Genomic DNA, 24973 nt, shown 5'->3' with positions numbered 1-24973 from the left:
CCGTCGACGCCGCCACCTTGGCCGAGGCCGCCCGGGACTGCGGGGGCCGGGTGGTGGTGGCCGAGGACCACTGGGCCGAGGGCGGCCTGGGCGACGCCGTGGCCCAGGCCCTGGCCGCAGCCACCGACGGCCCCCTGCACCTGCGGGCGCTGGCCGTGTCGGCCATGCCCACCTCGGGCAAGCCCGACGAGCTGGTGGCGGCCGCCGGCATCGACGCCACCGCCATCGCCGACGCGGCCCGCAAGCTGGTCGGATAGGAAGCTGGTGCCTATACCCTCACCAGGCGGCCGACCGCCCAGTCTTGGGCTCGGCCGAACTACGAAGTGCTGGTCAGGGGCAGGTCGGCCGCTCGGCGCGAAGCGCCGATCGCGAAAGACGGCAGGTCGGCGGCTCGGCGCGAAGCGCCGATCGCGAAAGACACCAGCCTCCTAGGAGGCTGGTGCCTGAACCCTCCCCAGGCGGCCGACCGCCCCGTTCGCGGCTCGGCGACATTGCAGAGGTGCTGGTCAGGGGCAGGTCGGCCGCTCGGCGCGAAGCGCCGATCGCGAAAGACACCAGCCTCCTAGGGCCTCAGGCGGTGGCGCGCTGGCGGGCGGACACGGCGGCCGGGTCGAGGCGGACGGTGGCCCAACCCGCTCGCCGCAGCATCGATATCACCCACCAGCCCGGGTCCACCTGGCCCCGGGAGAACGAGAGCCGGGCCGCGGTCGGCACGGCGTGGTGGTTGTTGTGCAGGCCCTCACCGCCGGCCAGCCAGGCCAGCCAGGCCAGGTTGCCGGCGGCGTTGGGGTGGGGCCGGCGGCCCCAGAGGTGGCCGGCGGCGTTGACCGCCGCGCTGAGCAGCAGGTAGCCCACGGCGTGGGTCAGCGCGGCCAGCAGGCCCAGGGCGGGGCCGAGCACGACGCACAGCACGGCGATGCCCAGCCCCAGGCCCACGAGCGCATGGTCGAACAGGGCCCTGTCCCAGCGGTCGACCTTGATGTCCCGGGCGTAGCGCTCGACCACCTCGGGCCGGGCCGCGGCCCGGCGGTAGAGGTAAGCGTTGGCGAACTGGACCATGCCGAACCCCAGCAGGCGGGGCGAGTGGGGATCGCCCTCCTCGTCGGCGTGGGCGTGGTGGAGGCGGTGGACGGCGACCCACTGGCGGGGCCGGATGCCAGTGGTGACCCAGGTCAGGGTACGGAAGACGGCAGCCGCACCCGGGCGCAGGGCGACGGCCCGGTGGGTCAGCGTGCGGTGCAGGTAGACGGTCGTCGTGAGGATGGCGATCTGGGTCACGACGGCCGCGGCCACGAACGTGGCGGAGAACGAGCGGAGCATCCGCCAACCGTACTACCTACCGGTAGGTAGGGCGGAGCGGCCAGGCCGGGCTACGGTGGCCCGTGAACAATCGCCCCGGCCCTTCCACCCGCGACGCCATCCTGGCCGAGGCCCTGCGCCTCTTCGCCGAGCGGGGCTACGAAGGGACCTCGCTCAACGACATCGCCGAGGGCGTCGGCATCCGGCGGCCCAGCCTGCTGCACCACTTCCCGTCCAAGGAAGCCCTCTACCAGGAGGTCTTCGTGGGCGCCCTGGCTGGGTGGTACCAGAGGGTGGAAGAGGCGTCTGAGGGACCTCGGGAAGGCTGGGCCCAGGTGGACCGCATCCTGAGCGCCGGGTTCGGCTTCTTCCAGGAGCACCCCGAGCTCGTCCGCCTGGTGCGCCGCGAGGCCCTCGAAGGTCAGAGCCGAATGGCCGCTGAGCTGGGCGCGGGGCTGAGGCCCCTCTTCGACCGGGCCGTGGCCTTCTTCGAACGGGAGATGGCGGCGGGCCGCTTGCGGCGCTACGACCCCGAGCAGTTGTTCGTCACCTGCTACGGAGCCCTGGTCAGCTCGTTCAGCGACCTGGGCCTGCTCCAGGCCCTGATGGAGCGCGACCCCATGGCTGCCGACCTGCTGGAGGCCCGCCTCGAACACGTGCGGGCGCTCTTCAAGGCCGCCCTTGAGGTGCCCGCCGCCGCCCGCTGATCGCCCGGTCCACGGTGGCCGTATCCTGACCGGTCGTGCACGCCCGGTCCCTCACCGCGGCCCTCGCCCTGCTCTCGGCCCTCAGCGGGGCCGTCGCCGTGGTCCCGACGCTGCGCACCCCTGAGGGCGTGGCGCGCGACAGCGAACCCACGACCCCAGTGTTCAGCGCCCGACGGGCGGCCCCCGCCCTGGCCGTCACCGTGGCCGAGGCCCGCCTGTCCGCCGGCCTCGAGGATGCCCTGGGCCAACCCGTGCTCACGGGCGCCCGGCCTCGGAGCTGCCTGGTGGTGAGCGGCCCCGGCGGCGACCTGCTCTACTCCGAAGGCACCGACTCCGCCCTCATCCCCGCCTCGGCCATGAAACTGCTCACGGCCAGCGCCGTCCTCAGCCGGATCGGAGCCGACGAGGTGTACGTGACGCCCGCGCGGGCCGCGGCCGTCAGCTCGGACGGGACGGTGGGCGACCTGTGGCTGGTGGGGTCGGGTGACCCCCTGCTGGCCACCGCCGACTTCGCGGCCATCGCCGGGTGGCTGGAGACTCCCCGCCCGGCCACGTCCCTGGAGGCCCTGGCCGACCGGGTGTTCAACGCCGGGGTCCGCCGAGTGGCCCGGGTCCTGGGGGACGAGTCCCGATACGACAGCCAGCGCTACGTGGCCACCTGGGAGCCCCACTACGCCACCAACCCCGAGGTCGGCCCCCAGAGCGCCCTCAACCTCAACGGCGGGTTCGTCCAGTGGCGTCCCCGGGCCGTGCCCGCCCCTGCCCCGGCGGCCCACGCCGCGGCCGTGCTGGCCGACCTCCTACGGGCCCGGGGCATCACCGTGGGGGCCACAGGCGAGGGTCGGGCGCCTGCAGGGCTGCCAGCCGTGGCCCAGATCGAGTCGCCGCCCATCAGCGAGGCGGTAGCCGTCATGCTGCGCGACAGCGACAACCTGGTGGCTGAGCTGCTGGTCAAGGAGCTGGGAGCCCGCTTCGGGGGCGGGGGGACGACCGCGGCCGGCACCGAGGTCGTGCGCCGCACGGCCGCCGATCTCGGCCTGCGCGTCGACAGCCTGCGCAACGCCGACGGGTCGGGCCTCGACCGGGGCAACCGCATGACGTGCGGGCTGCTCATGGACCTGCTGGCCCTGCACGGCCCGTGCGGGCCGCTGGCCGACGGCCTGCCGGTGGCCGGGTCCACGGGGACGCTGACCCGCCGGTTCGTGGGGACGGCAGCCGCCGGCCGGGTCCGGGCGAAGACGGGCTCGCTCCGGGGCGTGGTGGCCCTGTCGGGATATGCCACGGGCACGGGGGGCCAGACCATCACCTTCTCCCTGGTCGCCAACAACCTGCCTTTCGACGGGGCCGGCACGGCCCTTCAAGGCCAAGTCGCCGACGTACTGACCGCCTTCCCCGACGCACCGCCCGTCGAGTCCATCGGCCCCCAGCCGCCCCGGGCGCTGGCCCCGGCGTCGCCCTGAGCGGGCCCGGCAACACCGGCCAGGGCAGTCCCAGCCCCGGCCCAGGCCCCGGTGACACCGTCGTGGAGCTGCCCATGTTCCCCCTGGGGTCGGTGCTGTTCCCGGGGACGGCCGTGCCTCTGCAGGTCTTCGAGCCCCGCTACCGGGCGCTCACGGCCTGGTGCCTGGAGAACGACCCGCGGCTGGGGGTGGTGCTCATCGAGCGTGGGAGCGAGGTGGGCGGGGGCGACGTGCGTTTCGCGGTAGGGACCCAAGCCCGCCTGGCCGAGGCCGTGGCCCTGCCCGACGGCCGGTGGCTCATCGCCGTCGCCGGTGAGCGCCGGGCCCGCGTCAGGCGATGGCTGGCCGAGGAGCCCTTCCCGCGGGCCGAGGTGGAGCTGCTCGACGACCGCCCGCCCCTCGCGGGCCACCCGGCCGCCCGGGACGCCATCGTGGCCAAGGTCCACCGCGCCCTGGCCCTCAAGGTGGCGCTGGGGGAGTGGCACCCCGAGGTGGCCGAGCCCGCGCTCGCTCCCGACCCGGTACTGGCCGGGTGGCAGGCCGCGGCCGTGGGCGTGCTCGGGCCCGCGGACTGCCAGCGGGTCCTCGAGGCCGACGACGTCGGGGCCCGGCTGGCCCTGGTGGCATCGCTGCTGGACGAGCAGATCGAGCTGCTCTCCCTGCGGGCCGGGCGGCAGTAGGTAGGCTGGCCCGACGGGGTAAGGACGACGGAGACATGAGGCGAAGGGAGGGGCGTGGCCGAACCGAGTGATCCCACCGAGCTGCCGGGCCACGTCCAGGACCTCACCAAGATGGTCATCGCCTACGTCAAGCAGGAGACCGTCGAGCCCATCCGTGGCCTCAAGCGGTTCGTGGCCTTCGGCCTGGCCGGTTCGGTCCTGGTCAGCATGGGCCTTCTCGTGCTGTTCCTCGGGGTCCTGCGCCTGCTCCAAGAGGAGACCGGCAGCCTGTTCCGGGGCCACCTGAGGTTCATCCCCTACCTGGTCACGGTGGTCCTGTGCGGGGCCGTCGTGGCAGGTGCGGCCAAGGCCATCGGCGGAAAGAAGAAGGAGGACGCCCGCAGATGAGCGCTCCCGCGCCGGCGAGGATCACCCGCCAGGACATCGAGGCCAAGCTCCGCCAGGTCAGGGGCGAGGTCGACACCGCCGGCGAGGCGGCTACCAAGGCCGGCACCATGGGGGCGGCGGTGGCCGGGGTGGTGCTGATCGTGGCCGTGTACCTGATCGGCAAGCGCCGGGGCCGCCGCTCCTCGACGGTCGTGGAGATCAAGCGGTTCTGATGGGGGCCTTGCTGCGGGCCCTGTCCCGCAAGGGGTTGCGCCAGGGGCTCACCATCGGTCCCGGCAGCCGGGGATGGTTGGTCGTCGGCCTGGCCGCCGGGGCCGCCCAGTGGATGAGGCGCAAGAGCGGCGATCCCAAGGCCAGTTGGTCGCACAAGCTCGAGCCGGGCGAGACCCTGGTCGTACGCCGGTTCCGCAAGGGAGAGTCCCCCGAAGACTGACGCGCCGGCCGCGGCCGTCACCTGCGGCGGGCACGCGATCATGGGCGGGTGAGCAGACCCTTCCTCCCCGGTGAGCAGGTCCTGCTCGTCGACAGCAAGAACCGGCGTTACCTGGTCCGGCTGGCCACCGGCGGCGAGTTCCACACCCATGCCGGCGTCACCCCCCATGACGACCTGATCGGCGCGGCGGAAGGCACGACCGTGCGCTCGGGCGGCGGCGCCCGCTACCTGGCCCTGCGCCCGACGCTGGCCGACTTCGTCCTGTCGATGCCCCGGGGCGCTCAGGTCATCTACCCCAAGGACCTGGGCCACGTCCTGATGATGGCCGACATCTTCCCGGGAGCCCACGTCCTCGAGGCCGGTGTGGGCTCCGGGGCCATGTCGATGGCCCTGCTGCGGGCGGGCGCACGTGTGACGGGCTACGAGTTGCGGGAAGACTTCGCCAAGGTGGCCAGGTCCAACGTCGAACGCTTCCTCGGGCCCGACCAGCCCTACACGGTGGCCATGCGCGACGTCTACGAAGGCATCAGCGAGGACGACCTCGACCGGGTGGTCCTCGACCTGCCCGAACCGTGGCGGGTCGTCAAGCACGCCGAGCACGCCCTCCACCCCGGGGGCATCTTCCTGGCCTACCTGCCCACGGTCGGCCAGGTGGCCGAGCTGCGCGAGGCCCTCGAGGCGTCGGCCTTCGGCCTGGCCAGCACCGTCGAGGTCCTCGTGCGCTCGTGGCACGTCAAGGGCCAGTCGGTAAGGCCCGACCACCGGATGGTGGCCCACACCGGGTTCCTGACCTCGGCCCGGCTGCTTTCCTCGGGCGACGAGGGGACGGGCCCGGTAGCCGGGGCGTGAACGCGCTCGACGCCGCTCTGGTGGCTATCTTCGCCACCTCGGTTTGGGGCGGCCACCGCCTGGGCCTGATGGCCGGGGCCACCTCCTGGGTGTTCCTGATCCAGGGCCTGGTGGTGGCCTCGCTCTCCACCCCGGTCGTGGTGGAGGGGATCGGAGGCGACCTCGTCGGGCTGCGGCTCGTCCTGGGGTTGGCCCTGTTCGTGGCCGGGGGGGTGGGCGGTCAACTGGCCGGCCGGTGGGTCGGCTCGGCGTTCCGCCAGCGGCTGGTGCCCGACGACGCCCGGGGGACCGATCGGCTGCTGGGTGCGGCCGCCGGCCCGGTCCTGACGCTCGTCCTGCTGTGGCTGGTCGTGCTGCCACCCATGGACGAGGCGCCCGGCTGGCCCTCCGAGCTGGCCCGGGAGTCGGCCATCGCCGGGGGAGTGCGGTCCGCCCTGCCCGCCGCCCCGGACACCACCGACGCCCGGCGCTGGCTGACCGCACCGCTGGCCCAGCCCGAGGTCCTGACCGCCCTGGGCCCGGCGGGAGACAGCAGCCCGCCCCCGACCACGCTGGCCCTCGACGCCGACGTGGTGCGCCGGGTGTCGGCCAGCACGGTCCAGGTGGTGGGCGACAGTTGCCGCACGGCCCGCAAGGGCAGTGGGTTCGCGGTGGACACGGACCTGGTGGTGACAAACGCCCACGTGGTAGCCGGGGAGAAGGCGTCCAAGGTCGTCCGGCCCGACGGGCGGCGCCTCGACGCCGTGGTGGTGGTGTTCGACCTCGAACGCGACCTGGCCCTGCTGTGGGTGGCGGGGCTCAGCCAGGAACCCCTGCCCTTGGGGACGGCCCGGGAGGGGTCGGCGGCGGCCGTCTTCGGCCATCCCGAGGGCCAGGACAGCCTGGAGGTCTCGCCCGCCGAGATCCGCCAGAAGCTGGTGGCCACGGTCCGCGACGTGGGGCTCGACCAGCCGGCCAGGCGCAACATCTTCGTCCTGGCCGCCCACCTCGCCCCCGGTGACTCGGGGGGTGCCCTGGTGACCCCCGACGGCGACGTCGCCGGGGTGGCGTTCGCGGTGAGCAACTCGCGCTCGGGGGTGGCCTTCGCGGTGGTGGCCGACGAGCTGAGGCCTCTGCTCGAGCTCGACCGGTCGGTACCGGCCGACACCGGCCGCTGCTGACCGGGGCGGCACGCGGGGACGTGGAACAGGAGGGCGCGCCCGAGGTGTTGACGGGTGCACAACCACACAGGAGGGCCCGATGGGCGACGACCGGGGCACGATGGACATGACCGAGGACCAGTGGCGGGAGAAGCTGACCCCCGAGCAGTACCAGGTGCTGCGGGGCAAGGGCACCGAGCGCCCGTTCACGGGCCGCTACTTCGACACCAAGGCGGACGGCGTCTACCGCTGCGCGGGGTGCGGCGCCGAGCTGTTCCGGTCCGACGCCAAGTTCGACTCGGGCACGGGCTGGCCCAGCTTCACCGAGCCGGCCGTGGCCGAGGCCGTCGAGCTGCGCCGTGACCGGAGCCATTTCATGGTCCGCACCGAGGTGGTCTGCCGGCGTTGCGGAGGGCACCTGGGCCACGTCTTCGACGACGGCCCCGGCCCCGCCGGCCAGCGCTACTGCATCAACTCCTGCTCTCTCGACCTCGACCCCGCCACCCCCGGCGAGCAGGGTGCCCAACGCCCCACCTGACGGCCGCCGGGCGCCGGCCACGGGCGCCGGCCGAGGGCTGACGAAGGGCGGCGAGGGGCGGCGGGCAGGGCCGCAGTATCGTTTAGCGTCCCTGACCGCCGACCGCGGAGCTCCTACCTGACTGCCCAGCCCGATGACCGAACGCTCGTACGGGTCAACGCCCCCCAGACGTTCGTGCGGGGGTTCGGCCGGTCCGTGCGCGAGATCTGGGCGTACCGCGAGCTGCTCGGCAACCTCGTCCGCAAGGAACTGAAGGTCAAGTACAAGAACTCCTTCTTGGGGTTCCTGTGGTCGCTGCTGCGGCCCCTGTGCCTGCTGATGATCTACTGGCTGGTGCTGGGCAAGTTCCTGCGCTCGAACATCCCCAACTTCGCCTTCTACCTGTTCGCCGGGCTCATCGCCTGGGACCTGTTCGGGTCCACCCTGAGCGCGGCCACCACGTCGATCGTGAGCAATTCCGGCCTCATCAAGAAGGTCTACTTCCCCCGCGAGATCCTGCCCCTGGCCACCATCGGGGCCGGCCTGGTCCATTTCGGGCTGCAACTGGTGGTCGTGTTCAGCGTGCTGGTGCTCTTCGGCTACGACTTCTTCGGCCCCAACCTGCTGCTGTTGCCGCTGGCCGTGGTCGCCCTGGTGATCTTCCTGACGGCCATGAGCCTGTTCCTGGCGGCCGCCAACGTCTACCTACGTGACGTCCAGCACCTGATCGAGGTTTTCCTGCTGTTCTGGTTCTGGCTGACGCCCATCGTCTACCCGATCAACTTCGCCTTCGACGTGCTGTCGAGGCGGGAGGTGTTCGGTGTCAGCCTGTCGTCGATCTACATGCTCAACCCGCTGGCCAACGTGGTGATCGGCTTCCAGCGGGCCATCTACAAGCACCTCGAGGTGGTCGACGCCAACGGTGTGGTCGTGAAGACCCTCTACCAGGCGTCCATGGGGACCTATGTGACCCGCATGGTGGGGGTCATCCTGCTGTCGTCGGCCCTCGTGTGGCTGGCCCAGCGGGTGTTCGCCCGCGCCCAGGGCAACTTCGCCCAGGAGCTGTAGGCACCATGGTCGAGGGTGCGAACCCGATCGTGCGGGTGGTGGACGTCTCCAAGCGGTTCAACCTCCACCACGACAAGTCGCTCAAGGAGCGCCTGGTCAACGTACGCAAGGGGTCCGACGAGGACTTCTGGGCGCTGCGGGGGGTCGGCTTCGACCTGGCCGAGTCGAACACCCTGGGGCTCATCGGGGCCAACGGCTCGGGCAAGAGCACACTGCTCAAGCTCATCGCCGGGATCCTCACGCCCACGACCGGCTACGTCGAGCGCCGGGGTCGCATGGCCGCCCTCTTGGAGCTGGGCGCCGGGTTCCACCCCGACCTGACGGGCCGGGAGAACGTCTACATGAACGCCAGCATCCTGGGGTTGACCCGCCGCCAGACCGACAAGTACTTCGACGACATCGTGGACTTCTCGGGCATCGAGAAGTTCATCGACAACCAGGTGAAGTTCTACTCGTCGGGCATGTACGTGCGGCTGGCCTTCGCGGTGGCCGTGCACGTCGACCCCCAGTTGCTGCTCATCGACGAGGTGCTGGCCGTGGGCGACGAGCCCTTCCAGCGCAAGTGCATGAAGCGCATCCGCGAGTTCCAGCGCGACGGGCGCACGATCGTGCTCGTGACCCACGGTATCGACACCGTGCGCCAGCTCTGCGACCGGGTCATCATGCTCGACAAGGGCGAGATCGTGGTCGACGGCAAGCCCCAGGAGGCCACCCGGGCCTTCCGCGAGCGCTACGCCGCCCAAGTCGAGGTCCAAGAGGACGACCGGGGCACGGGCCAGCTCACCATCACCGGGATCCGGGTGACCGACGGCCACGGCAAGGACAAGGCCCGCTTCGAGTCGGGCGAGCGCCTCGGGGTCGAGGTCATGCTGGACGGCCACGAGCCCGTCGAGGACCCGGTCGTGGGGGTGGCCATCTACAACCACCTCGACACCATGATCTACGGCACGAACACCGGCATCCGGGGCGTACACATGGGCACGCTGTCGGGCAAGCGGCGGGTGCGCTTCGACTTCGGGCCCATCCCCATGGTCGAGGGCCAGTACTTCGTGACGGTGGCCGTCCACTCCCGCGACGAGGCCGTGCAGTACCACTGGCTGGAGCGCCAGATCTCGTTCAAGGTGTTCAGCCTCAACATCGACAGCGGGGTCCTGCACCTCGACCCCAAGATCGAGGTCGATCGGATATGACGGAAGGGGTCGACGTGCGCGAGGTCATGGACGAGATCCAAGCCGAGGTGGCCCGCAAGCGGGCCGAGGGGCTCTACCCGCCTGACGTGGTGGTGGAGATCGACACGTCGGCCGCGGCAGGCGACCCGGGCGCCCCGGGCGGCGACTCCGGGGCCCGCACGTCCGGCGTGATGGCCTCGGCCCTGGTCGACCTCCAGCGCTCCTCCCACGTGAGCGGCCTGGTCACGACGGCGTCGCGCAAGCCGGTCATCGCCCCCCTCATCTCCCAGGCCCGGCGGGCCATACGAAGTTCGCTGACCTGGTACATGAACGGCATCCTGGAGCAGGTCAACCGGTTCAACGACAACACCGTGCGCTCGGCCGGGCTGCTGTCCGAGCGCACCAACCAGCTCGACGCCCGCATCGACGGCCTCGAACGGCGCCTGGCCGCGGCCGACGAGTGGCAGGCCGCCATGGACGCCGAGACCGTCCCCCAGCGGCTGGGCCGGCTCGAACGGGCGGTGCGTGAGCTGCGGGAGCGACTGGAAGAGGGAGCGGCCGGGGGGGCCGGGGGAACTGTGGGGGCCGTTGCGGGTCGCTCCGACGGCGGACCGTCGATGGCCCCCAGCCGGCGGGCCGAGCGCAGCTTCGACTACCTGGCCTTCGAGAACCGGTTCCGGGGGGACCCCGAGGTCATCGCCGACCGCCAGCGCCACTACGTCGACCTGTTCCGGGAGGCCACCCTCCCGGTGGTCGACCTGGGCTGCGGGCGGGGGGAGATGCTGGGCCTGCTGGCTGGCGCGGGCGTGCCCTGCTACGGGGTCGACCGCCACCCCGACATGGTGGCGGCCGTGGCCGGCCAGGGGCTGGAGGTCATCGAGGCCGACACGCTGGCCCACCTGGCGTCGCTCGAGCGGGGTTCGCTGGGGGGGATCTTCTGTGCCCAGATGGTCGAGCACCTCGCCCCCGCCGAGGTGCCCAGCCTTTTCGACCTGGCGGCCGACGCCCTCGCCCCCGGAGCCCCACTGGTGGTCGAGACCATCAACCCCGAGAGCCTGTTCGTGTTCGCCCACGCCTTCTACGTCGACCTCGGCCACAGCCGCCCGCTGCACCCGCTGACCTTGGAGTTCTTGGCCCGGGAGGCGGGGTTCTCCAAGGTCGAGCTGGAGTACATGGCGCCCCCGCCGCCCGAGTTCCGGCCTCAGCCCGTGGGCCCGGTGCAGGACGGTCCCCTGGCCCCGGTCGTGGCCAGCCTCGACGAGAACTTCCGGCGCATCGACGACATCCTCTTCGGCCCCCAGGACTTCGCCGTTGTCGCTCACCGCTGAGCCTGCGGCGGTGGCCCCCGGGCCGCCGCTGCAGGTGGCCATCGTCGTGCCCCGCTACGGGCCCGACACCCACGGGGGGGCCGAGCTTCTGTGCCGCGACCTGGCCTGGCGGCTGGCCGAGGCCGGCCACCGGGTCGAGGTGCTGACCACGTGCGCGGCCGACCACTTCACCTGGCGCAACCAGTTGCCGCCGGGCCGCTCCCAGGACGGGCCCGTCGTGGTCCGTCGGTTCCCGGTCGACGACCGTGACCTCGGCGTTCACGGCGAACTGGAGCGGGCCATCGTGGGCGGCTACCCGCTGTCGCGCGAGGAAGAGCGGCTGTGGATGCGCCACGGGGTCGCTTCCCTGGCCCTCGAGGACCACCTGGCCGACCACCTCGACACCCTCGACGTGGTGGTGGCCGCCCCCTACCTGTTCGGGACCACCTACTTCGCCTACGAGGTGGCCGCGCCCAAGCTGGCCGTCGTCCCCTGCTTGCACGACGAGGCCTACGCCCGCCTGGCCATCGTGGGCGACATGCTGCGGGGCTCGCGGGGGGTGCTGTTCAACGCCTGGGCCGAGGCCGACTTCGCCCGGTCCCTCGTGGGCGAGATCGAGAGGTGGACGATGGTGGGGATGGGCTTCGAGCCCGACCCGGTCGGCGACGCGGCCGCCTTCCGCCGCCGCCACCGGCTGGGGAACGGCCCGCTCCTGCTGTCGGTGGGCCGCCGCGAGGGGGGCAAGAACGTGCCCCTGCTGATCGAGCACTTCTGCCGCTACAAGCACCGGCGAGGGGGCGACCTGGTGCTCGTGCAGGCTGGTTCGGGTGATGTGGCCCTGCCCCGGCGCCCCGACGTCGTCGACCTCAAGCCCGACTGGCGCCACCGCGACGCCATGTACCGGGCGGCCACCGTGTTCTGCCAGCCCAGTGTCAACGAGTCGCTCTCGATCGTCATGATGCAGGCCTGGCTGGCCGAGCGCCCGGTGCTGGTCCACGGCCGGGCGGCCGTGACCCGCGACCATTGCGAGCGCTCCGGGGGCGGGCTGTGGTTCTCCAACTACGCCGAGTTCGAGGCGGTGCTCGACCGGCTGCTGGCCGACGCCGCCCTACGCGACGCCCTGGGCCGGGGCGGGCGGGCCTACGTGCGCTCGGAGTACTCGCCCGGGGCCGTGCTCGAACGGTTCCATGCGGCCGCCTACTCCTGGCTGGCGGACACCCGGGTGACAGCCCCCGTCACCAGCCGCGTCACCGCCCCGGCCGTCACGTGAGGCACGAGGCCCATCACTTCCTGCCCAGCCTGGGTTACCGCGACGCGGTGGGTAGCCACACCCTGCAGACCCACCGGGCGCTGGCCGCGGCCGGGGTCAAGGGGGCGATCTGGGCCGAGGAGGTTCACGGCCACCTGGCCCGCGCCGCTCACCCCCCCGACCGCTACCCCCGCCTGCGGTCGGCCCGCCGAGGGACCAACGTTCTCGTCTACCAGGCGTCGACGGGGTCACGGGGCATGGCCAAGATGGTGGCCGCCCGTCCTGAGCCCAAGGTCGTCTACTACCACAACATCACGCCCGCCCGGTTCTTCGAACACTACGCGCCGGTAGCCGCCCTCAACCTCGAGGAGGGCCGGCGCGAGCTGGAGACGATGGCGGCAACCGGCCAGGTCTTCATGGCCAACTCCGAGTACTCGGCCCTCGACCTGAAGGACCTGGGCGTGGGCGACGTGACGGTCATGCCCCCCTACCTGCCACCGACGGTCGACGCCGCCCCCAACCCCACCCACGCCGAGTGGCTACGGCGGTCGAAGCGGGGGACCGACATCCTGGCCGTAGGCCGGATCGTGCCCAACAAGGGCCACTTCCACCTGCTGCGTATGTTCGCCGCCTACCGGGCGGCCGTCGACCCCGGCGCCCGCCTGTTCCTGGTGGGGTCATGGGGGCCCGACCCGTACATGCGGGCCCTGCTCGCCCTGCGGGACCGCCTCGGCCGCGAAGGCGTGGCCTTCTGCGGGTCGGTGACCGAAGCCACCCTGGCGGCCCACTACCAGGTGGCCGACGTGTACGTGTCGCTGTCCGAGCACGAGGGCTTCGGTCTGCCCCTGGTCGAAGCCATGCGCCAGGGCCGCCCCGTGGTCGCATACTCCGGTGGCGGCGCCGTCGCCGAGACGATGGGCGGGGCCGGCCTGCTGGTGGGCACGCTCGACCCAGCCACCGTGGCCGAGACCGTGGCCCGTGTCGCGGCCGACGACGGTCTGCGGTCACGAGTGCTCGCGGCCCAGGCCCGCCGCCTGACGGTGCTCGATTCCGTCCCCCGCGACGAACTGGTCGTCGCCGCTGTGCGCCGCGCCGCCGGCGCCTGACCTGGCCTACCGGGCGGTGGCGGTGGCCATACCTACCTTGGCGGTGGGGGACGGAGCCACACCCGGGACCGAGCCGAAGAACTGGGCGTCGCCGAAGGTGAATATGCCGCCGTCGCTGGCCACCAGCCAGTAGCCGTTGCCCGACGGGGTGGGGGCCATGCCCACGATAGGCCGGGCCAGGGTCATGGCCCCGGTCGAACCCTTGAACTGGGCGTCGCCGAAGGTGAAGATGCCGCCGTCGCTGGCCACCAGCCAGTAGCCGTTGCCCGACGGGCTGGGGGCCATGCCCACCACCGGCTCGCGCAGGGGGGCTCCGCCCATCGACCCCAGGAAGGGGGCGTCGCCGAAGGTGAAGATGCCGCCGTCGCTGGCCACCGTCCAGTAACCCTGGCCACTGGAGGTGCCGGCCATGCCGACCATGGGGCGGACCAGGGGAGTGGCCCCCATCGACCCCTTGAAGGGGGCGTCGCCGAAGGTGAAGATGCCGCCGTCGGTCGCCACCGTCCAGTACCCGTTGCCCGAGGGGGTGGGGGCGATGGCGACCATGGGCTGGTTGAGCGGGGCCCCGCCCATCGAGCCCAGGAACTTGGCGTCGCCGAACGTGAACAGGCCCCCGTCGCTGGCCACCAGCCAGTAACCCCCGGCCGTCACCGTGGCTGCCACCCCCACGACGGGGCGCAGCAGGGGCGTGCCGCCCATCGACCCCAAGAAGGGGGCACCCCCGAATGCGTAGACTTGGCCGTCAGCCCCGGCCACCCAGTAACCACCGCTGGGCACGGGCAGGGTCGTCGGCGTCGTGCCCGAGGTCGTGGGCGTGGTCGTGGGGGCGGGCACCGTCGTACCGCTGATGCGGTACCAGTTCGACCGCAGGCCCAGCGCCCACTGGAAGGCCTCGCCGCTGATGCGGGCCGTGCTGGCCGAGCCCTGGACCTCGACGTCGATGGCCCGGCCCCCGAAGTCGCCCAGGCCGTTGCGCCTGGTCACGACGATGTTGTTGAGCGTTCCCACCTGGGGGAAGGCGGCCTCGACCTGGCCCACGGGGACCGAGGCCCGCCAGTTGTGGTTGGGGTTGAGCGAGACCGAGTCGCCCTCGTCGACCACGGCCGGGAACGTCCCCCCGGCCGTGTAGCCCCCGGTCGAGGACGAGTACTCAGTGCGGGCCGGCACTCCGTTGAGGAACCGGACCTCGCCCGCCGTCTCGTCGATGGCCCGGTTGGAGCGGGGGTCCTCGAGGTCGAAGAAGTTGGGCCCGCTCTGGACGGCCCGCCCGCCGTAGACCTGGCACTCCGTGGTGTCGCACGTCTTGGCGTAATGGGCCAGGTTGCCGGCCATGGCGTAGGAGCGGGCGGCCACCGTCTGTGCCCGCAGGGCGTGCATGCCCGCCCCGCCGCCCAGGTCTCCCCACGAGGCCGGGGACTCCCGGGGCACCACGCCCCGGAGGTAGCTCTGCAGGTCGGTGGCATTGATCGTGCGGCTGGTGCCATCGAGGCCCTCCACGGCCCGGATCTCGCCCCGGTACCAGCGGCGGTTGCCGTTGGGCTCACAGGCCTGGAGCATGTCCTGGCGGTCGTCGTTGCGGTTCACGGGGGCCATCACCACCGGCCCGGCCATGTCGGCCTGCACCTGCGTCCACGGCCCGGCGCACGTGGGGCCGCTGTCGACCCGGAACCGGTTGGGGCCGATCATCACGGCCCGCAGGGCCGAGAACGTGCCTCCGGCCGCGTTGGTGGTCATCTGGCCCCGCTCCTGGGCCACCAAGGTGTCCTGGCGGTCGAACGAACGCAGGATCACGGTCATCTCCGAGCCGGCCGGGACCTCGCCCACGACGGTGTTGCTGTAGTAGTGGGCCAGGATCTGGCGGTAGTCCCGCCCGTGGTTGAGGGCATAACCCAGCGCGCCGTACTGGCCCATGCCCCGGCCGTGCCCCCAGCCGTGGCCGTCGATCTCCACGTTGGCCGTGGGGTAAGCGGAGGCGGCGCGGCCGGGCACGGGCACGACGGCGGCCGCCGTCGCCACCAGGACCAGGACCAACGGCATTGCCCCGCCGCGCAGGCGGGACCGGGGGGAAGTGGTCGGCACCAGGCGACAGCGTCGCCCACGCGAGGGGCCCATGGCAAGGACCCCCGGCTCAGCGACCTACTCGACCTCGATGAAGATGCACTCCCCGGGGCACTCCTCGGCCGACTCGATGGTGGCTTCCTCCTGGCCGGCGGGCACCAGCGCCAGGCCCTCGACCCCACCGGGGTTGCTGAAGACCTTGCTGCCCTCCTTGACGTAAGCCAGCCCGTCGTCGAGCAGGGTGAAGACGTCGGGGGCGATCTCCTCGCAGATGCCGTCGCCCGTGCAGAGATCCTGGTCGATCCAGACCTTCATGGCCATGTCGTCTTGCCTCGCCTCGTGAGTTCGCTGGGCTGTACGGGACCAATTTACCCGGATCTGGCCGGTAAAACCAAATCAGGCGGCCGAGCCCCCCGGGCACCCCCCGGGCGGCCCCAAGCCGGGCCACAATGCCCACTTGATATCGGGGGTCCCGGTGTATGGTGACCGCAAGAGGTGATGTGCTTGTGTTGAGGTTCGAGTGAGCCCTTCATCGAGCTCGGAGTACGAGCGCCGCCTGTCCGCCTACGAGCAGCAGGTCGGCGTCATGCTCGAGCAGGTCAAGACCCTGGAGGAGGAGGTGGTCAACCTCCGCCGCAAGCTCCAGGACGCCCCCAAGCGGGTCCGCACCCTCGAAGAGCGGCTGCTGGAGACCAAGGGCCAGCTGGCCCAGGCCGTAGCCCAAAACGAGAAGCTCACCTACACCCTGCGGGAGGCGCGCGACCACATCGCCGAGCTCCGCCAGGAGGTCGAGAAGCTCACCCAGCCGCCGTCGGCCTACGGCACGCTCCTGGGCCGCAACGACGACGGCACGGTCGACGTGTTCTCGGGCGGCCGCAAGATGCGCGTCGCCCTGCACCCGGCCCTGGAGGACGACGAGCTCCACCGGGGCCAGGAGGTCGTGCTCAACGAGTCCCTCAACGTGGTGATGGCCCGCGCCGGCGAGGTCCAGGGCGAAGTCGTCACCCTCAAGGAGCTGCTCGAGGACGGCACCCGGGCCATGATCGTGGGCCGGGCCGACGAGGAGCGGGTCGTCGAGCTGTCCGACGGCCTGCTGGGCGAGAAGCTCCGGGCGGGCGACACCATGCTGCTCGACGCCCGCAGCGGCCTGCTGCTCGAGAAGCTGCCCCGCCCCGAGGTCGAGGAGCTGGTCCTCGAAGAGGTCCCCGACGTGTCCTACGAAGACGTGGGCGGCCTCGACGACCAGATCGAGCAGATCACCGATGCCGTCGAGCTGCCCTTCCTCCACCAGGACCTGTTCGCCGAGCACAAGCTGCCGGCCCCCAAGGGCATCCTGCTCTACGGTCCCCCGGGCTGCGGCAAGACCCTCATCGCCAAGGCGGTGGCCAACTCCCTGGCCAAGAAGGTCAGCGAGGTCAGCGGCAACAAGTCGGCCCGCAGCTACTTTCTCAACATCAAGGGCCCTGAGCTGCTCAACAAGTACGTGGGCGAGACCGAGCGCCAGATCCGGCTCGTGTTCCAGCGGGCGCGCGAGAAGAGCGAGGAGGGCGTGCCCGTCATCGTGTTCTTCGACGAGATGGACTCGCTGTTCCGCACCCGGGGCACGGGCATCTCCTCGGACATGGAGGCCACGATCGTCCCCCAGCTCCTGGCCGAGATCGACGGCGTCGAGACCCTCAAGAACGTGATCGTGATCGGCGCCTCCAACCGCGAGGACCTCATCGACCCGGCCATCCTGCGTCCCGGCCGCCTCGACGTGAAGATCAAGATCGAGCGGCCCAACGAGGCCGCTGCCCGCCAGATCTTCAGCCGCTACCTGACCGCCGACCTGCCCCTCGACGAGGCCGAGGTCGAGTCGCTCGGCGGTGGCGACCGCCAGAAGGCGGTCGACGCCATGATCGAGCGCACCGTCGTCGAGATGTACGACGTGGGCGATGACAACCGGTTCCTCGAGGTCACCTACCAGAACGGCGACAAGGAGATCCTGTTCTACAAGGACTTCTCCTCGGGGGCCATGGTCGAGAACATCGTCCGCCGGGCCAAGAAGCTGGCCATCAAGCGGACGATCGCCGGTGAGGGCCGGGGCATACGGGTGTCGGACCTGCTGGCCTCGATCAAGCAGGAGTACAAAGAGCACGAGGACCTGCCCAACACCACCAACCCCGACGACTGGGCCAAGATCTCGGGCAAGAAAGGCGAGCGCATCGTCTACGTCCGCACCCTCATGTCCGAGGGCAAGGAAGCCAAGGGCGGTCGCGCCATCGAACGGGTGGGCACAGGCCAGTACCTGTAGGGCGGGCCGGGCGGGTCAGCCCGGGGCCGTCATGGCACGGGCGGCCGGGCACCGGTTGGCATGGGCAGGGGGTAGGGTCAGCTTGTGGCCATCCGGAAGGTGTGCGGCATCGAGACGGAGTACGGGATCGTGCTGCGGGGGGCGGCCGAGTCCAACCCGATCGCGGCGTCGTCGCTGCTCATAAACGCCTACGTGTCGCGGCTGGCCCGCAAGGTCGACTGGGACTTCGAGGACGAAAGCCCGGGCCGCGATGCCCGGGGCTTCGCCCGGGAGGGGTCCATGGCCCCCGAGGTCGAGACCCACCTGGTCAACGCCGTGCTGACCAACGGCGCCCGCTACTACGTGGACCACGCCCACCCCGAGTACTCCACCCCCGAGTGCTCGGACGCCCTGGAGATTGTCACCTGGGACAAGGCGGGCGAGCGGATCTTGGCCCGCTCCATCGAGGCCGCCTCCGACTTCTTGCCCGCGGGCCAGGAGGTGGTCGTCTACAAGAACAACTCCGACCGCAAGGGCAACTCCTACGGCTGCCACGAGAACTACCTGATGGACCGGGCCGTCCCCTTCACCCGCATCGCCCAGCAGGTGACGGCCCACTTCGTCACCCGCCAGGTGTTCGCCGGGGCGGGCAAGGTGGGCAGCGAGGCCCCGGGCTCGGGGGCGGCTGACATCCGCTTCCAGATCAGCCAGCGGGCCGAGTTCTTCGAGGAGGAGGTCGGGCTCGAGACCACGCTCAAGCGGCCCCTGGTCAACACCCGCGACGAGCCCCACGCCGACTCCCAGCAGTACCGGCGGCTGCACGTGATCGTGGGCGACGCCAACATGTCCGAGGTGTCGACCTACCTCAAGGTGGGCACCACGGCCATCGTGCTGGCCATGATCGAGGACGACGACCTCGGGGGCGAAGACCTGGTCCTCGCCCACCCGGTGCCGACCCACCGCCAGGTGTCCTACGACCTGTCGCTGGCTCGGCCCCTGGAGATGGCCGACGGCCGGCGCATGACGGCCGTCGAGGTCCAGTGGGAGTTGCTCGACCGGGCCCGCAAGTGGGCTGAGAGCCGGGGGCTGGACGCCGTGGGCGAGGAGGTCGGCCGCGACGTCCTGCGTCGCTGGGAGGACGTGCTGGCCGCTTTGGAGTCTGACCCCATGACCCTGGCCGGCCAGCTCGACTGGGTGGCCAAGTACCAACTGGTCGACGCCTACCGCCAGCGCCACGACCTGGGCTGGGGCGACGCCCGCCTGGCCGCCCTCGACCTCCAGTACCACGACGTGCGGCCCGGCCGGTCGCTGTTCGCCCGGCTCAATGTGGAGCGACTGGTCGACGAGGCCGACGTGGTAGCAGCCATGACCGAGCCCCCCAGGACCACCCGGGCCTGGTTCCGGGGCAAGTGCCTGCAACGCTGGGCCCCCTCGATCTCGGCCGCCAACTGGGACTCGCTGGTGTTCGACCTGGGCAGCGACCCGCTGCGCCGGGTGCCGATGATGGAACCCCTAAAAGGAACGGCCGCACACGTCGATACTCTGTTGGCAGCCTGCGACACCCCGGCGCAGCTGCTTGAAGCGCTGGGTTCCTAGGAGGACCACGAGATGGCAGAACGAGAGCAGAAGAGGAAGCAGGCCCCCGCCCGCACCGACGAGGTGCAGGAGGCCGTCACCGCCCCCGCCCGCCAGGGCGAGAAGCTCAAGGCCGAACTCGACGACCTACTGGACGAGATAGACGAAGTCCTCGAGGACAATGCTGAGGAGTTCGTAAGATCATACGTTCAGAAGGGCGGCCAATAGGCAGCGCTGCTAGCCCCGATAGGCGCACCCCCCCCTATATCGACTATGCCCGCGGCTGGCCGACCTCAGGGCGCGCCGGGCCGGTTGGCGGGGGCCGGCCCCAGGGGGCGGGCCGCAGGGAGGGCACCGCCGGGGCAGTTAGCCTGCGGGGTCTATGAGCCTTCCCGTCTTCGGGGCCGGGCAGGACCCGGGCCCGAGCTTCTCCGAGTTGTTGCGCCGCTCCGGCGCGGCGTCGCCGGTGGCGCCCGGGCCTCCGGGGCCATCCGCGGCCGTCCACGTCCCCCACGGCACGACCATTGTCGCCATCCGGTACGCCGACGGCGTCGTGATGGCCGGTGACAGGCGGGCCACCGAGGGCTACAGCATCGCCCACCGGGCTATCGAAAAGGTCTACCCCGCCGACCGCCACTCGGGCGTGTCGATCGCCGGTGCGGCCGGCTTCGCCGTCGAGATGGTCAAGCTGTTCCAGACCGAGCTGGAGCACTACGAAAAGGTCGAGGGTGTGGCCCTCAGCCTCGAGGGCAAGGCCAACAAGCTGGGCCAGATGGTCCGGGCCAACCTGGGGATGGCCATGGAGGGGTTGGCCGTGGTCCCGATCTACGCGGGCTACGACCTGCGCCGGCGCACGGGCCGCATCTTCAAGTACGACATCACCGGCGGGCGCTACGAGGAGGACGACTTCCACGCCACCGGCTCGGGCGGGCGCGACGCCCGCACGACGATCAAGCTCGGCTACCGCGAGGACATGGACCGCGAGGGGGCCATCGAGCTGGCCATCGAGGGGCTCTACCAGGCGGCCGACGAGGACTCGGCCACCGGGGGGCCTGATGTCGTGCGGGGTATCTACCCGACAGTGGCGACCATCACCGAGGGCGGCTTCGAACGGGTGGGCGACGCCGAGGTGGCCGAGCGCTTCCAGGCGCTGATCGCCCGCAAGAGCGCGGAGGGCCAGCCCCGATGACGATGCCGTTCGGTTACGTGTCGCCCGAGCAGGCGATGAAGGACCGGGCCGACTTCGCCCGCAAGAACGTCGCCAAGGGCCGCCCGCTGGTGGCGGTGGTGTACGAGGGGGGAGTGCTGCTGGCCGCCGAGAACCCGTCGCGCACTCTCCACAAGATCAGCGAGATCTACGACCGCATTGCCTTCGCGGGCGTAGGCAAGTACAACGAGTTCGACAGCCTGCGCACCGCCGGGGTGCGCATCGCTGACCTGAAGGGCTACCAGTACTCCCGCGAGGACGTCGACGCCCGCTCGCTGGCCAACGCCTACGCCCAGCACCTGGGCCAGATCTTCACCCACGAGATGAAGCCCCTCGAGGTCGAGATCCTGGTGGCCGAGGTCGGCCTCGAGGTGGGGACCGACCAGCTCTTCCACATCCTCTACGACGGCACGGTGGTCGACGAACAGCGCTTCACCGTGCTCGGGGGAGACGCCGACACGATCTCGGACCGCATCAAGGCGGCGTACACCGAGGCCATGGCCCTGGGCCCGGCCGTGCGGGCCGCCGTGGGTGCGCTGGCCGGCCCCGACCGGCAGATCTCCCCGTCGGAGCTGGAGGTGGCCGTCCTCGACCGGGGCAACGGCCGCCGGGCCTTCCGCCGCCTCGACCCTCCTGAGCTCACCACCCTGCTGTCCACCTGAGCGGTCGGCCTGCGGGCCCACCGACCCGAGCCGCGTTGTGCAAGAACGAGCGCGCCTACAGGTGGACGAGGAAGGACTGGCCGGTTGCGACCTCGGTCAGGATCTCGGTGAGGGGCCGGGGGCGGGCACCTAGGGCGGCCACCTGGTCGGCGGTGATACCCCGGGCCTGGACGGAGCGGGGGCAGACGGACACCGTCGCACCGCTGCGGGCGGACCCGTCGATCTCGGCCCGCAGGCGCTCGGCGTCGGGCACGGTGGCCGCGTAGGCCGGGTCGGCCACCAGGACGGCCGCGCCCGCCAGGCGTACTTCGGCCGCCAGCTCGGCGCCCGCCGCGGTGGCCGCCAGTCGGAAGGCACTGGCGACCGCCATGGCGTCGGTCGCGGGATCGACGGACACGAAGAAGATGAGTCTCATGGCGGTCTGATGTGCCTCCTCGGCAGGGCGGTCCGGCTCATCGTCCGGTGCGCGGTTGCACAGCCGTTGCACGGCCCGGTCCGGGAGGTGGCACGCTTCACGCCATGGCCGGTGGGGGTCTTGCGGGGGCGCGGGAGGCGCGGCTGCGGGCCGGCTTGCTCGGGCCGTTCCGATTGACCTTGGGCGGGCAGCACCAACCCCTCCGCCTACCGGCCGGCAAGGCCACCACCCTGGCCGCCTTTCTCGTCGCCCGCCGGGGCTCGCTGGTGGCGGCCGACGAGGTGATCGACGCCCTGTGGGAGGGCGGTCCGCCCCCGGGGGCCGCCCAGAACGTCTCGTCCCTCGTCAGTCGCCTACGGGCGGTTCTCGGCCAGGACGCCATCACCGGGGGGCGTACCGGTTACCGCTTCGAGACCTCAGGCCTAGACGTGGACGTGGACGAGGTCGAGGCGCTGGTGGCCGAGGCCGCCACCCAGCAGCGGGCTGGGCGCCCGTCCTTGGCGTCGTCGGCGGTCGCTCGGGCACTGGCCGTCCTGGCGACCGGGCCCTTCCTGGAGGACTACCCCTACGCGGCCTGGGCCGAGGACGGCCGCCGCCGCACCGAGGCGCTGGCCCGCCGGGCCTACCGCACCGGGTGGGAATCGACGATGGCCGTTGGCGACCATGCCGCCGCCCTCGCCCTGGCCGAACAGGCCGTGCGGGTCAGCCCCCTCGACGAGGAGGCCCACCGCGCCGCCATCCGCGCCCTCCACCTCAGCGGGGACTCGGCCCGGGCCTTGGAGGCCTACACCCGCCTGCGGGACCTTCTGGCCGAGGAGCTGGGGGTCAGCCCCAGCGGCGCGACCGAAGAGCTATACCTGGCCGTGCTGCGGGGCGAGGACCTGTCCGCGGAAGGACCTGGGCCCGCCCCGGGGCCGGCCGCCACCGGGGCCCGCCCCGGCCCGACGAGGCTGGTGGGCCGCGACCAGGAGCTGGAGCGGCTCACCGAGAGGTGGGCCGCGGCCGTGGCCGGGCACCCGGGGGCGGTCGTCGTGGCCGGGCCGTCCGGTTCAGGCCGCACGGCGATCAGCACCGAGCTGGCTGACAGGGCCCGGGCGGCCGGAGGAGTGGTCCTGTGGGCGACCTGCCACCAGGCCGAGCGGTCGCTGTTCCTGCAGCCCGTCGTCGACGCCCTCGAAGGTCACTTGGCCGGGCTGGCCCCCGAGCGGGCCCGCGCCCTGGCCGGCGAGCACGCCGGTGTCCTGGCCCGGCTCGCTCCCGACCTGGCTGCCATCCTTCCCCCGGAGGATGGGCACCCGGGCACCGCCGAGCTGGAGTACCGGCGGTCGCTCCAGGCGGTGGCTGCGGTGGTCAGGTCCATGGCCCGCGACAACCCGGTCCTGGCCGTGTTCGACGACCTGCACCACGCCGGCGACTCGACTCTGGCTGCCCTCCAGTTCCTGCTCCGGCGGGGAGCGGGCGCGCCCCTCCTGGTCCTGGGGACGGCCGTGGGCGGCGCCGCCCCCGAGGTGGCCGAGGCTCTGGGGCCGGGCGCGCACCTCCTGGAGCTGGGGCCGCTGACCCTCGCGGCCGTGCAGGAACTGGCGGAGACCGCCAGTCGTCCGGACCTCGACCCAGGCGCGCTCCTCGATGCCACCGGGGGCAACGCCCAGTTCGTCGTGGAGGCCCTCCGCCAGCACCAGACGGGTACGGACGGGGCCCCACCGTCGCTGGCCGCGGCCGTCCTCGACCGCGTCCGGCAGTTGGGCCGCGACGTCGAGGACTTCCTGAGGGTGGCGGCCGTGCTGGGCACGTCGTTCGACCTCGACTTCGTGGCCGAGCTGGCCTCGGTCGACGAGGAGGAGGCCAGCCGGCTCGTAGAACGGGCGTTGGCCGCCGGCCTGCTCACCAGCCAGGGGCCGCGCCTGCAGTTCGCAGCCAGCGCCTTGCGCGAGGCCCTGTACGAATCGACCCCCGAGCCGGTGCGGGCCAGCCGCCACCGCCGGGCCGCAGCCCGCCTGGCCGACCGGCCGGAGGCGGCCGCCGCCCATCACCGGCAGGTGGGGGCATGGCCCGAGGCGTGGGCAGCCTCGACGGCAGCCGCCGAACAGGCGGTACGGGCGTTCGCCATCCGCGACGCCGAGCGCCTCTTCGGGGAGGCCATCGAGGCCGCCGGCCAGGCCGGCGACCTGAGGGCGGGCGCGCGTGCCCGCCTGCGGCGGGGCCAGATGCGAGAGGAGTTGGCCGACTACGAGGGCGCGCGGCGGGACCACGCGGCGGCGCTGGCTACGGCCCGCGAGCTCGGTGACGAGGAGATCGAGGCGGCCGCCCTCGAACGTCTGGGCTGGACGGCCTACTACGGGCGGGACTCGGCGGCCGCCGGGGAACTGGCGGCCCAGGCCGCCGACCTGGCCGAGTCGGCGGCCGCCTTCCCGGTGGCGCTGCCCAGCGCCCTGGTGCTCGTGGGCCGGACCCGTCACTGGGCGGGGGACATCGCCGGGGCGGCCGAGGCCTACGAAGCGGCTTTGGCCCGGGAGCCCGACGGGGCCACGCGAGCCTCGGCCCTGAGCTGCCTGGGCGCCCTCTTGGAGCACGGCGACCGCTTTGCCGAGGCCCGCCACACCCTCGACCAGGCGGCCGCCGAGGCGGCCCGCACCGGGGCGTTCCGCCCTCTCCTGCGCACGCTGTTCTTCGCGGGCCTGGCCCGGGCCAATCTGGGCGACTTCGGCGGGGCACTACGAGCTCTCGAACGCAAGCGGCGGCTGCTGGAGCAGTACGAGGTCCACTTCTACCGGGCCCGTACCGACACCACCCTGTCGTGGGTGTGGCGGGAGCTGGGGCAGCCAGGCCGGGCCCATGACCTGGCCGAGCAGGCCCTCCAGGAAGCCGCCGAGGTGGCCGCCGGGGCCCTTCAGGTCGAGCAGGAGCTACACGCCCTGCTCGCCTTGGCCGAGTGTTCGCTGGAGGCTGGCGACCCCGACCAGGCCCACGGACTCGTGTCCCGGGCCGAGCCGCTGCTCGAGGGATGGCTCCCCTTCCGGTGGCGAGCGGAGCTGAGGCTGAGGGACGTGCGCTGCCGGCTGGGGCCGGCCGACGGCGAGGCCGACGAGCTGCTCGACCTGGCCCGCCAACGGGGATCGCGCAAGTACGAAGCACTGGCCCTCGGCCACCTGGGCCGGAGGACCGAAGCAGCCGAGGCGGCGGCCGCCACGGGCTCTGACCTGCTGGTGGCCGAGGTCGCGCCCGGCCCGGCCGCCGCGGAGGCGCTCGGGCGGGTGGCGGCCGGCCTGCCGGTTGAGCTGCGCGAGGCCCTCGTTCGCGGGGGACGCCTCGCCCGGGCCCTGGCCACCCGGGGCTGAAACAGGGTCCTTCCCGCGCAACCGGGGCGCAACGGCCGTGCAACGGCCGGGGGGACGGTGACGCCCATCACAGGTC

At 72.2% G+C, this 24973-nt stretch carries 25 protein-coding genes; 21 read left to right on the top strand and 4 right to left on the bottom strand.

Going from position 1 to position 24973, the window contains the following annotated elements:
* Window positions 1–257 (top strand): transketolase C-terminal domain-containing protein (locus AB1673_11765; GenBank protein ID MEW6154649.1); only part of this gene is annotated, 257 nt, incomplete at its 5' end.
* Window positions 258–570: 313 nt separating this feature from the next.
* On the opposite strand, the gene AB1673_11760 is transcribed toward AB1673_11765, so the two are convergent.
* A complete protein-coding gene (locus tag AB1673_11760; GenBank protein ID MEW6154648.1) occupies window positions 571–1320 on the bottom strand; it encodes a fatty acid desaturase in 750 nt (249 codons plus the stop codon).
* Window positions 1321–1382: 62 nt separating this feature from the next.
* Between AB1673_11760 and AB1673_11755 the strand changes: the two genes are divergently transcribed.
* The 14 genes from AB1673_11755 (at window position 1383) to AB1673_11690 (ending at window position 13370) form a co-directional block, all read left to right on the top strand.
* Window positions 1383–2006: a TetR/AcrR family transcriptional regulator gene (locus tag AB1673_11755; GenBank protein MEW6154647.1), complete on the top strand. Its 624-nt coding sequence runs from the start codon at window positions 1383–1385 to the stop codon at window positions 2004–2006.
* Between the two features lie 35 nt (window positions 2007–2041).
* Window positions 2042–3466: a D-alanyl-D-alanine carboxypeptidase/D-alanyl-D-alanine-endopeptidase gene (dacB, locus tag AB1673_11750; protein ID MEW6154646.1), complete on the top strand. Its 1425-nt coding sequence runs from the start codon at window positions 2042–2044 to the stop codon at window positions 3464–3466.
* A 62-nt stretch (window positions 3467–3528) separates the two neighbouring features.
* Window positions 3529–4146 carry an LON peptidase substrate-binding domain-containing protein gene (locus tag AB1673_11745; protein MEW6154645.1) on the top strand — a complete coding sequence of 206 codons (618 nt, stop codon included), beginning with the start codon at window positions 3529–3531 and terminating at the stop codon, window positions 4144–4146.
* 54 nt (window positions 4147–4200) lie between these two features.
* The gene (locus AB1673_11740) at window positions 4201–4533 is read left to right on the top strand and encodes a hypothetical protein (GenBank protein ID MEW6154644.1); all 333 of its coding nucleotides are present in this window, start codon (window positions 4201–4203) and stop codon (window positions 4531–4533) included.
* Window positions 4530–4745 carry a hypothetical protein gene (locus AB1673_11735; GenBank protein MEW6154643.1) on the top strand — a complete coding sequence of 72 codons (216 nt, stop codon included), beginning with the start codon at window positions 4530–4532 and terminating at the stop codon, window positions 4743–4745. Before AB1673_11740 ends, AB1673_11735 begins: the two co-directional genes overlap by 4 nt.
* On the top strand, window positions 4745–4966 hold the full coding sequence (locus AB1673_11730; GenBank protein ID MEW6154642.1) for a hypothetical protein: 222 nt from the start codon (window positions 4745–4747) through the stop codon (window positions 4964–4966). The genes AB1673_11735 and AB1673_11730 overlap by 1 nt, the downstream gene beginning before the upstream one ends.
* 48 nt (window positions 4967–5014) lie before the next feature.
* Complete coding sequence (locus tag AB1673_11725) at window positions 5015–5815, top strand: tRNA (adenine-N1)-methyltransferase (GenBank protein ID MEW6154641.1); 801 nt, start codon at window positions 5015–5017, stop codon at window positions 5813–5815.
* Entirely contained in the window at window positions 5812–6975 is a 1164-nt protein-coding gene (locus AB1673_11720) for a MarP family serine protease (protein ID MEW6154640.1), read from the top strand. The genes AB1673_11725 and AB1673_11720 overlap by 4 nt, the downstream gene beginning before the upstream one ends.
* A 79-nt stretch (window positions 6976–7054) precedes the next feature.
* Window positions 7055–7492: a peptide-methionine (R)-S-oxide reductase MsrB gene (gene msrB / locus AB1673_11715; protein MEW6154639.1), complete on the top strand. Its 438-nt coding sequence runs from the start codon at window positions 7055–7057 to the stop codon at window positions 7490–7492.
* Window positions 7493–7687: 195 nt separating this feature from the next.
* Window positions 7688–8539: an ABC transporter permease gene (locus tag AB1673_11710; GenBank protein MEW6154638.1), complete on the top strand. Its 852-nt coding sequence runs from the start codon at window positions 7688–7690 to the stop codon at window positions 8537–8539.
* A 5-nt stretch (window positions 8540–8544) separates the two neighbouring features.
* A complete protein-coding gene (locus AB1673_11705) occupies window positions 8545–9729 on the top strand; it encodes an ABC transporter ATP-binding protein (protein ID MEW6154637.1) in 1185 nt (394 codons plus the stop codon).
* Window positions 9726–11036 carry a methyltransferase domain-containing protein gene (locus AB1673_11700; GenBank protein MEW6154636.1) on the top strand — a complete coding sequence of 437 codons (1311 nt, stop codon included), beginning with the start codon at window positions 9726–9728 and terminating at the stop codon, window positions 11034–11036. Before AB1673_11705 ends, AB1673_11700 begins: the two co-directional genes overlap by 4 nt.
* The gene (locus tag AB1673_11695) at window positions 11020–12285 is read left to right on the top strand and encodes a glycosyltransferase family 4 protein (GenBank protein MEW6154635.1); all 1266 of its coding nucleotides are present in this window, start codon (window positions 11020–11022) and stop codon (window positions 12283–12285) included. Before AB1673_11700 ends, AB1673_11695 begins: the two co-directional genes overlap by 17 nt.
* Window positions 12282–13370, top strand: coding sequence for a glycosyltransferase family 4 protein (locus AB1673_11690; protein ID MEW6154634.1), 1089 nt, complete (start codon window positions 12282–12284; stop codon window positions 13368–13370). Before AB1673_11695 ends, AB1673_11690 begins: the two co-directional genes overlap by 4 nt.
* Before the next feature lie 6 nt (window positions 13371–13376).
* On the opposite strand, the gene AB1673_11685 is transcribed toward AB1673_11690, so the two are convergent.
* Window positions 13377–15449, bottom strand: coding sequence for a SpoIID/LytB domain-containing protein (locus AB1673_11685; protein MEW6154633.1), 2073 nt, complete (start codon window positions 15447–15449; stop codon window positions 13377–13379).
* A gap of 57 nt (window positions 15450–15506) precedes the next feature.
* The gene (locus tag AB1673_11680; GenBank protein MEW6154632.1) at window positions 15507–15743 is read right to left on the bottom strand and encodes a ferredoxin; all 237 of its coding nucleotides are present in this window, start codon (window positions 15741–15743) and stop codon (window positions 15507–15509) included.
* Between the two features lie 271 nt (window positions 15744–16014).
* Here AB1673_11680 and arc point away from each other — a divergent pair, with 271 nt between their 5' ends.
* The 5 genes from arc to prcA all read left to right on the top strand — a co-directional run bounded on the left by arc (window position 16015) and on the right by prcA (window position 21144).
* Window positions 16015–17721 carry a proteasome ATPase gene (gene arc, locus AB1673_11675; protein MEW6154631.1) on the top strand — a complete coding sequence of 569 codons (1707 nt, stop codon included), beginning with the start codon at window positions 16015–16017 and terminating at the stop codon, window positions 17719–17721.
* Between the two features lie 84 nt (window positions 17722–17805).
* On the top strand, window positions 17806–19296 hold the full coding sequence (gene dop, locus AB1673_11670; GenBank protein MEW6154630.1) for a depupylase/deamidase Dop: 1491 nt from the start codon (window positions 17806–17808) through the stop codon (window positions 19294–19296).
* A 12-nt stretch (window positions 19297–19308) separates the two neighbouring features.
* A complete protein-coding gene (locus AB1673_11665; GenBank protein ID MEW6154629.1) occupies window positions 19309–19503 on the top strand; it encodes a ubiquitin-like protein Pup in 195 nt (64 codons plus the stop codon).
* A 154-nt stretch (window positions 19504–19657) separates the two neighbouring features.
* Window positions 19658–20464, top strand: coding sequence for a proteasome subunit beta (prcB, locus tag AB1673_11660; protein MEW6154628.1), 807 nt, complete (start codon window positions 19658–19660; stop codon window positions 20462–20464).
* Complete coding sequence (prcA, locus tag AB1673_11655) at window positions 20461–21144, top strand: proteasome subunit alpha (protein MEW6154627.1); 684 nt, start codon at window positions 20461–20463, stop codon at window positions 21142–21144. Before prcB ends, prcA begins: the two co-directional genes overlap by 4 nt.
* 55 nt (window positions 21145–21199) lie before the next feature.
* On the opposite strand, the gene AB1673_11650 is transcribed toward prcA, so the two are convergent.
* Complete coding sequence (locus AB1673_11650) at window positions 21200–21559, bottom strand: DsrE family protein (protein MEW6154626.1); 360 nt, start codon at window positions 21557–21559, stop codon at window positions 21200–21202.
* Window positions 21560–21663: 104 nt separating this feature from the next.
* Here AB1673_11650 and AB1673_11645 point away from each other — a divergent pair, with 104 nt between their 5' ends.
* The gene (locus tag AB1673_11645) at window positions 21664–24897 is read left to right on the top strand and encodes a BTAD domain-containing putative transcriptional regulator (protein ID MEW6154625.1); all 3234 of its coding nucleotides are present in this window, start codon (window positions 21664–21666) and stop codon (window positions 24895–24897) included.
* Window positions 24898–24973: the final 76 nt, after the last annotated feature.

This window comes from Actinomycetota bacterium (assembly GCA_040754375.1).
In the GTDB taxonomy this organism is placed as follows: Bacteria; Actinomycetota; Acidimicrobiia; order Acidimicrobiales; family AC-14; genus JBFMCT01.
Note: the sequence above shows the minus strand (reverse complement) of the source record. Positions and strands in the feature narration are given on the sequence as shown.

Excerpts from the sequence above, each read along its gene's own strand:
- AB1673_11760 (MEW6154648.1), bottom strand. The coding sequence starts at position 1,320 with ATGCTCCGCTCGTTCTCCGCCACGTTCGTGGCCGCGGCCGTCGTGACC.
- AB1673_11735 (MEW6154643.1), top strand. The coding sequence starts at position 4,530 with ATGAGCGCTCCCGCGCCGGCGAGGATCACCCGCCAGGACATCGAGGCC.
- AB1673_11730 (MEW6154642.1), top strand. The coding sequence starts at position 4,745 with ATGGGGGCCTTGCTGCGGGCCCTGTCCCGCAAGGGGTTGCGCCAGGGG.
- msrB (MEW6154639.1), top strand. The coding sequence starts at position 7,055 with ATGGGCGACGACCGGGGCACGATGGACATGACCGAGGACCAGTGGCGG.
- AB1673_11705 (MEW6154637.1), top strand. The coding sequence starts at position 8,545 with ATGGTCGAGGGTGCGAACCCGATCGTGCGGGTGGTGGACGTCTCCAAG.
- AB1673_11700 (MEW6154636.1), top strand. The coding sequence starts at position 9,726 with ATGACGGAAGGGGTCGACGTGCGCGAGGTCATGGACGAGATCCAAGCC.
- AB1673_11680 (MEW6154632.1), bottom strand. The coding sequence starts at position 15,743 with ATGAAGGTCTGGATCGACCAGGATCTCTGCACGGGCGACGGCATCTGC.
- arc (MEW6154631.1), top strand. The coding sequence starts at position 16,015 with ATGCTCGAGCAGGTCAAGACCCTGGAGGAGGAGGTGGTCAACCTCCGC.
- AB1673_11665 (MEW6154629.1), top strand. The coding sequence starts at position 19,309 with ATGGCAGAACGAGAGCAGAAGAGGAAGCAGGCCCCCGCCCGCACCGAC.
- prcB (MEW6154628.1), top strand. The coding sequence starts at position 19,658 with ATGAGCCTTCCCGTCTTCGGGGCCGGGCAGGACCCGGGCCCGAGCTTC.
- prcA (MEW6154627.1), top strand. The coding sequence starts at position 20,461 with ATGACGATGCCGTTCGGTTACGTGTCGCCCGAGCAGGCGATGAAGGAC.
- AB1673_11650 (MEW6154626.1), bottom strand. The coding sequence starts at position 21,559 with ATGAGACTCATCTTCTTCGTGTCCGTCGATCCCGCGACCGACGCCATG.
- AB1673_11645 (MEW6154625.1), top strand. The coding sequence starts at position 21,664 with ATGGCCGGTGGGGGTCTTGCGGGGGCGCGGGAGGCGCGGCTGCGGGCC.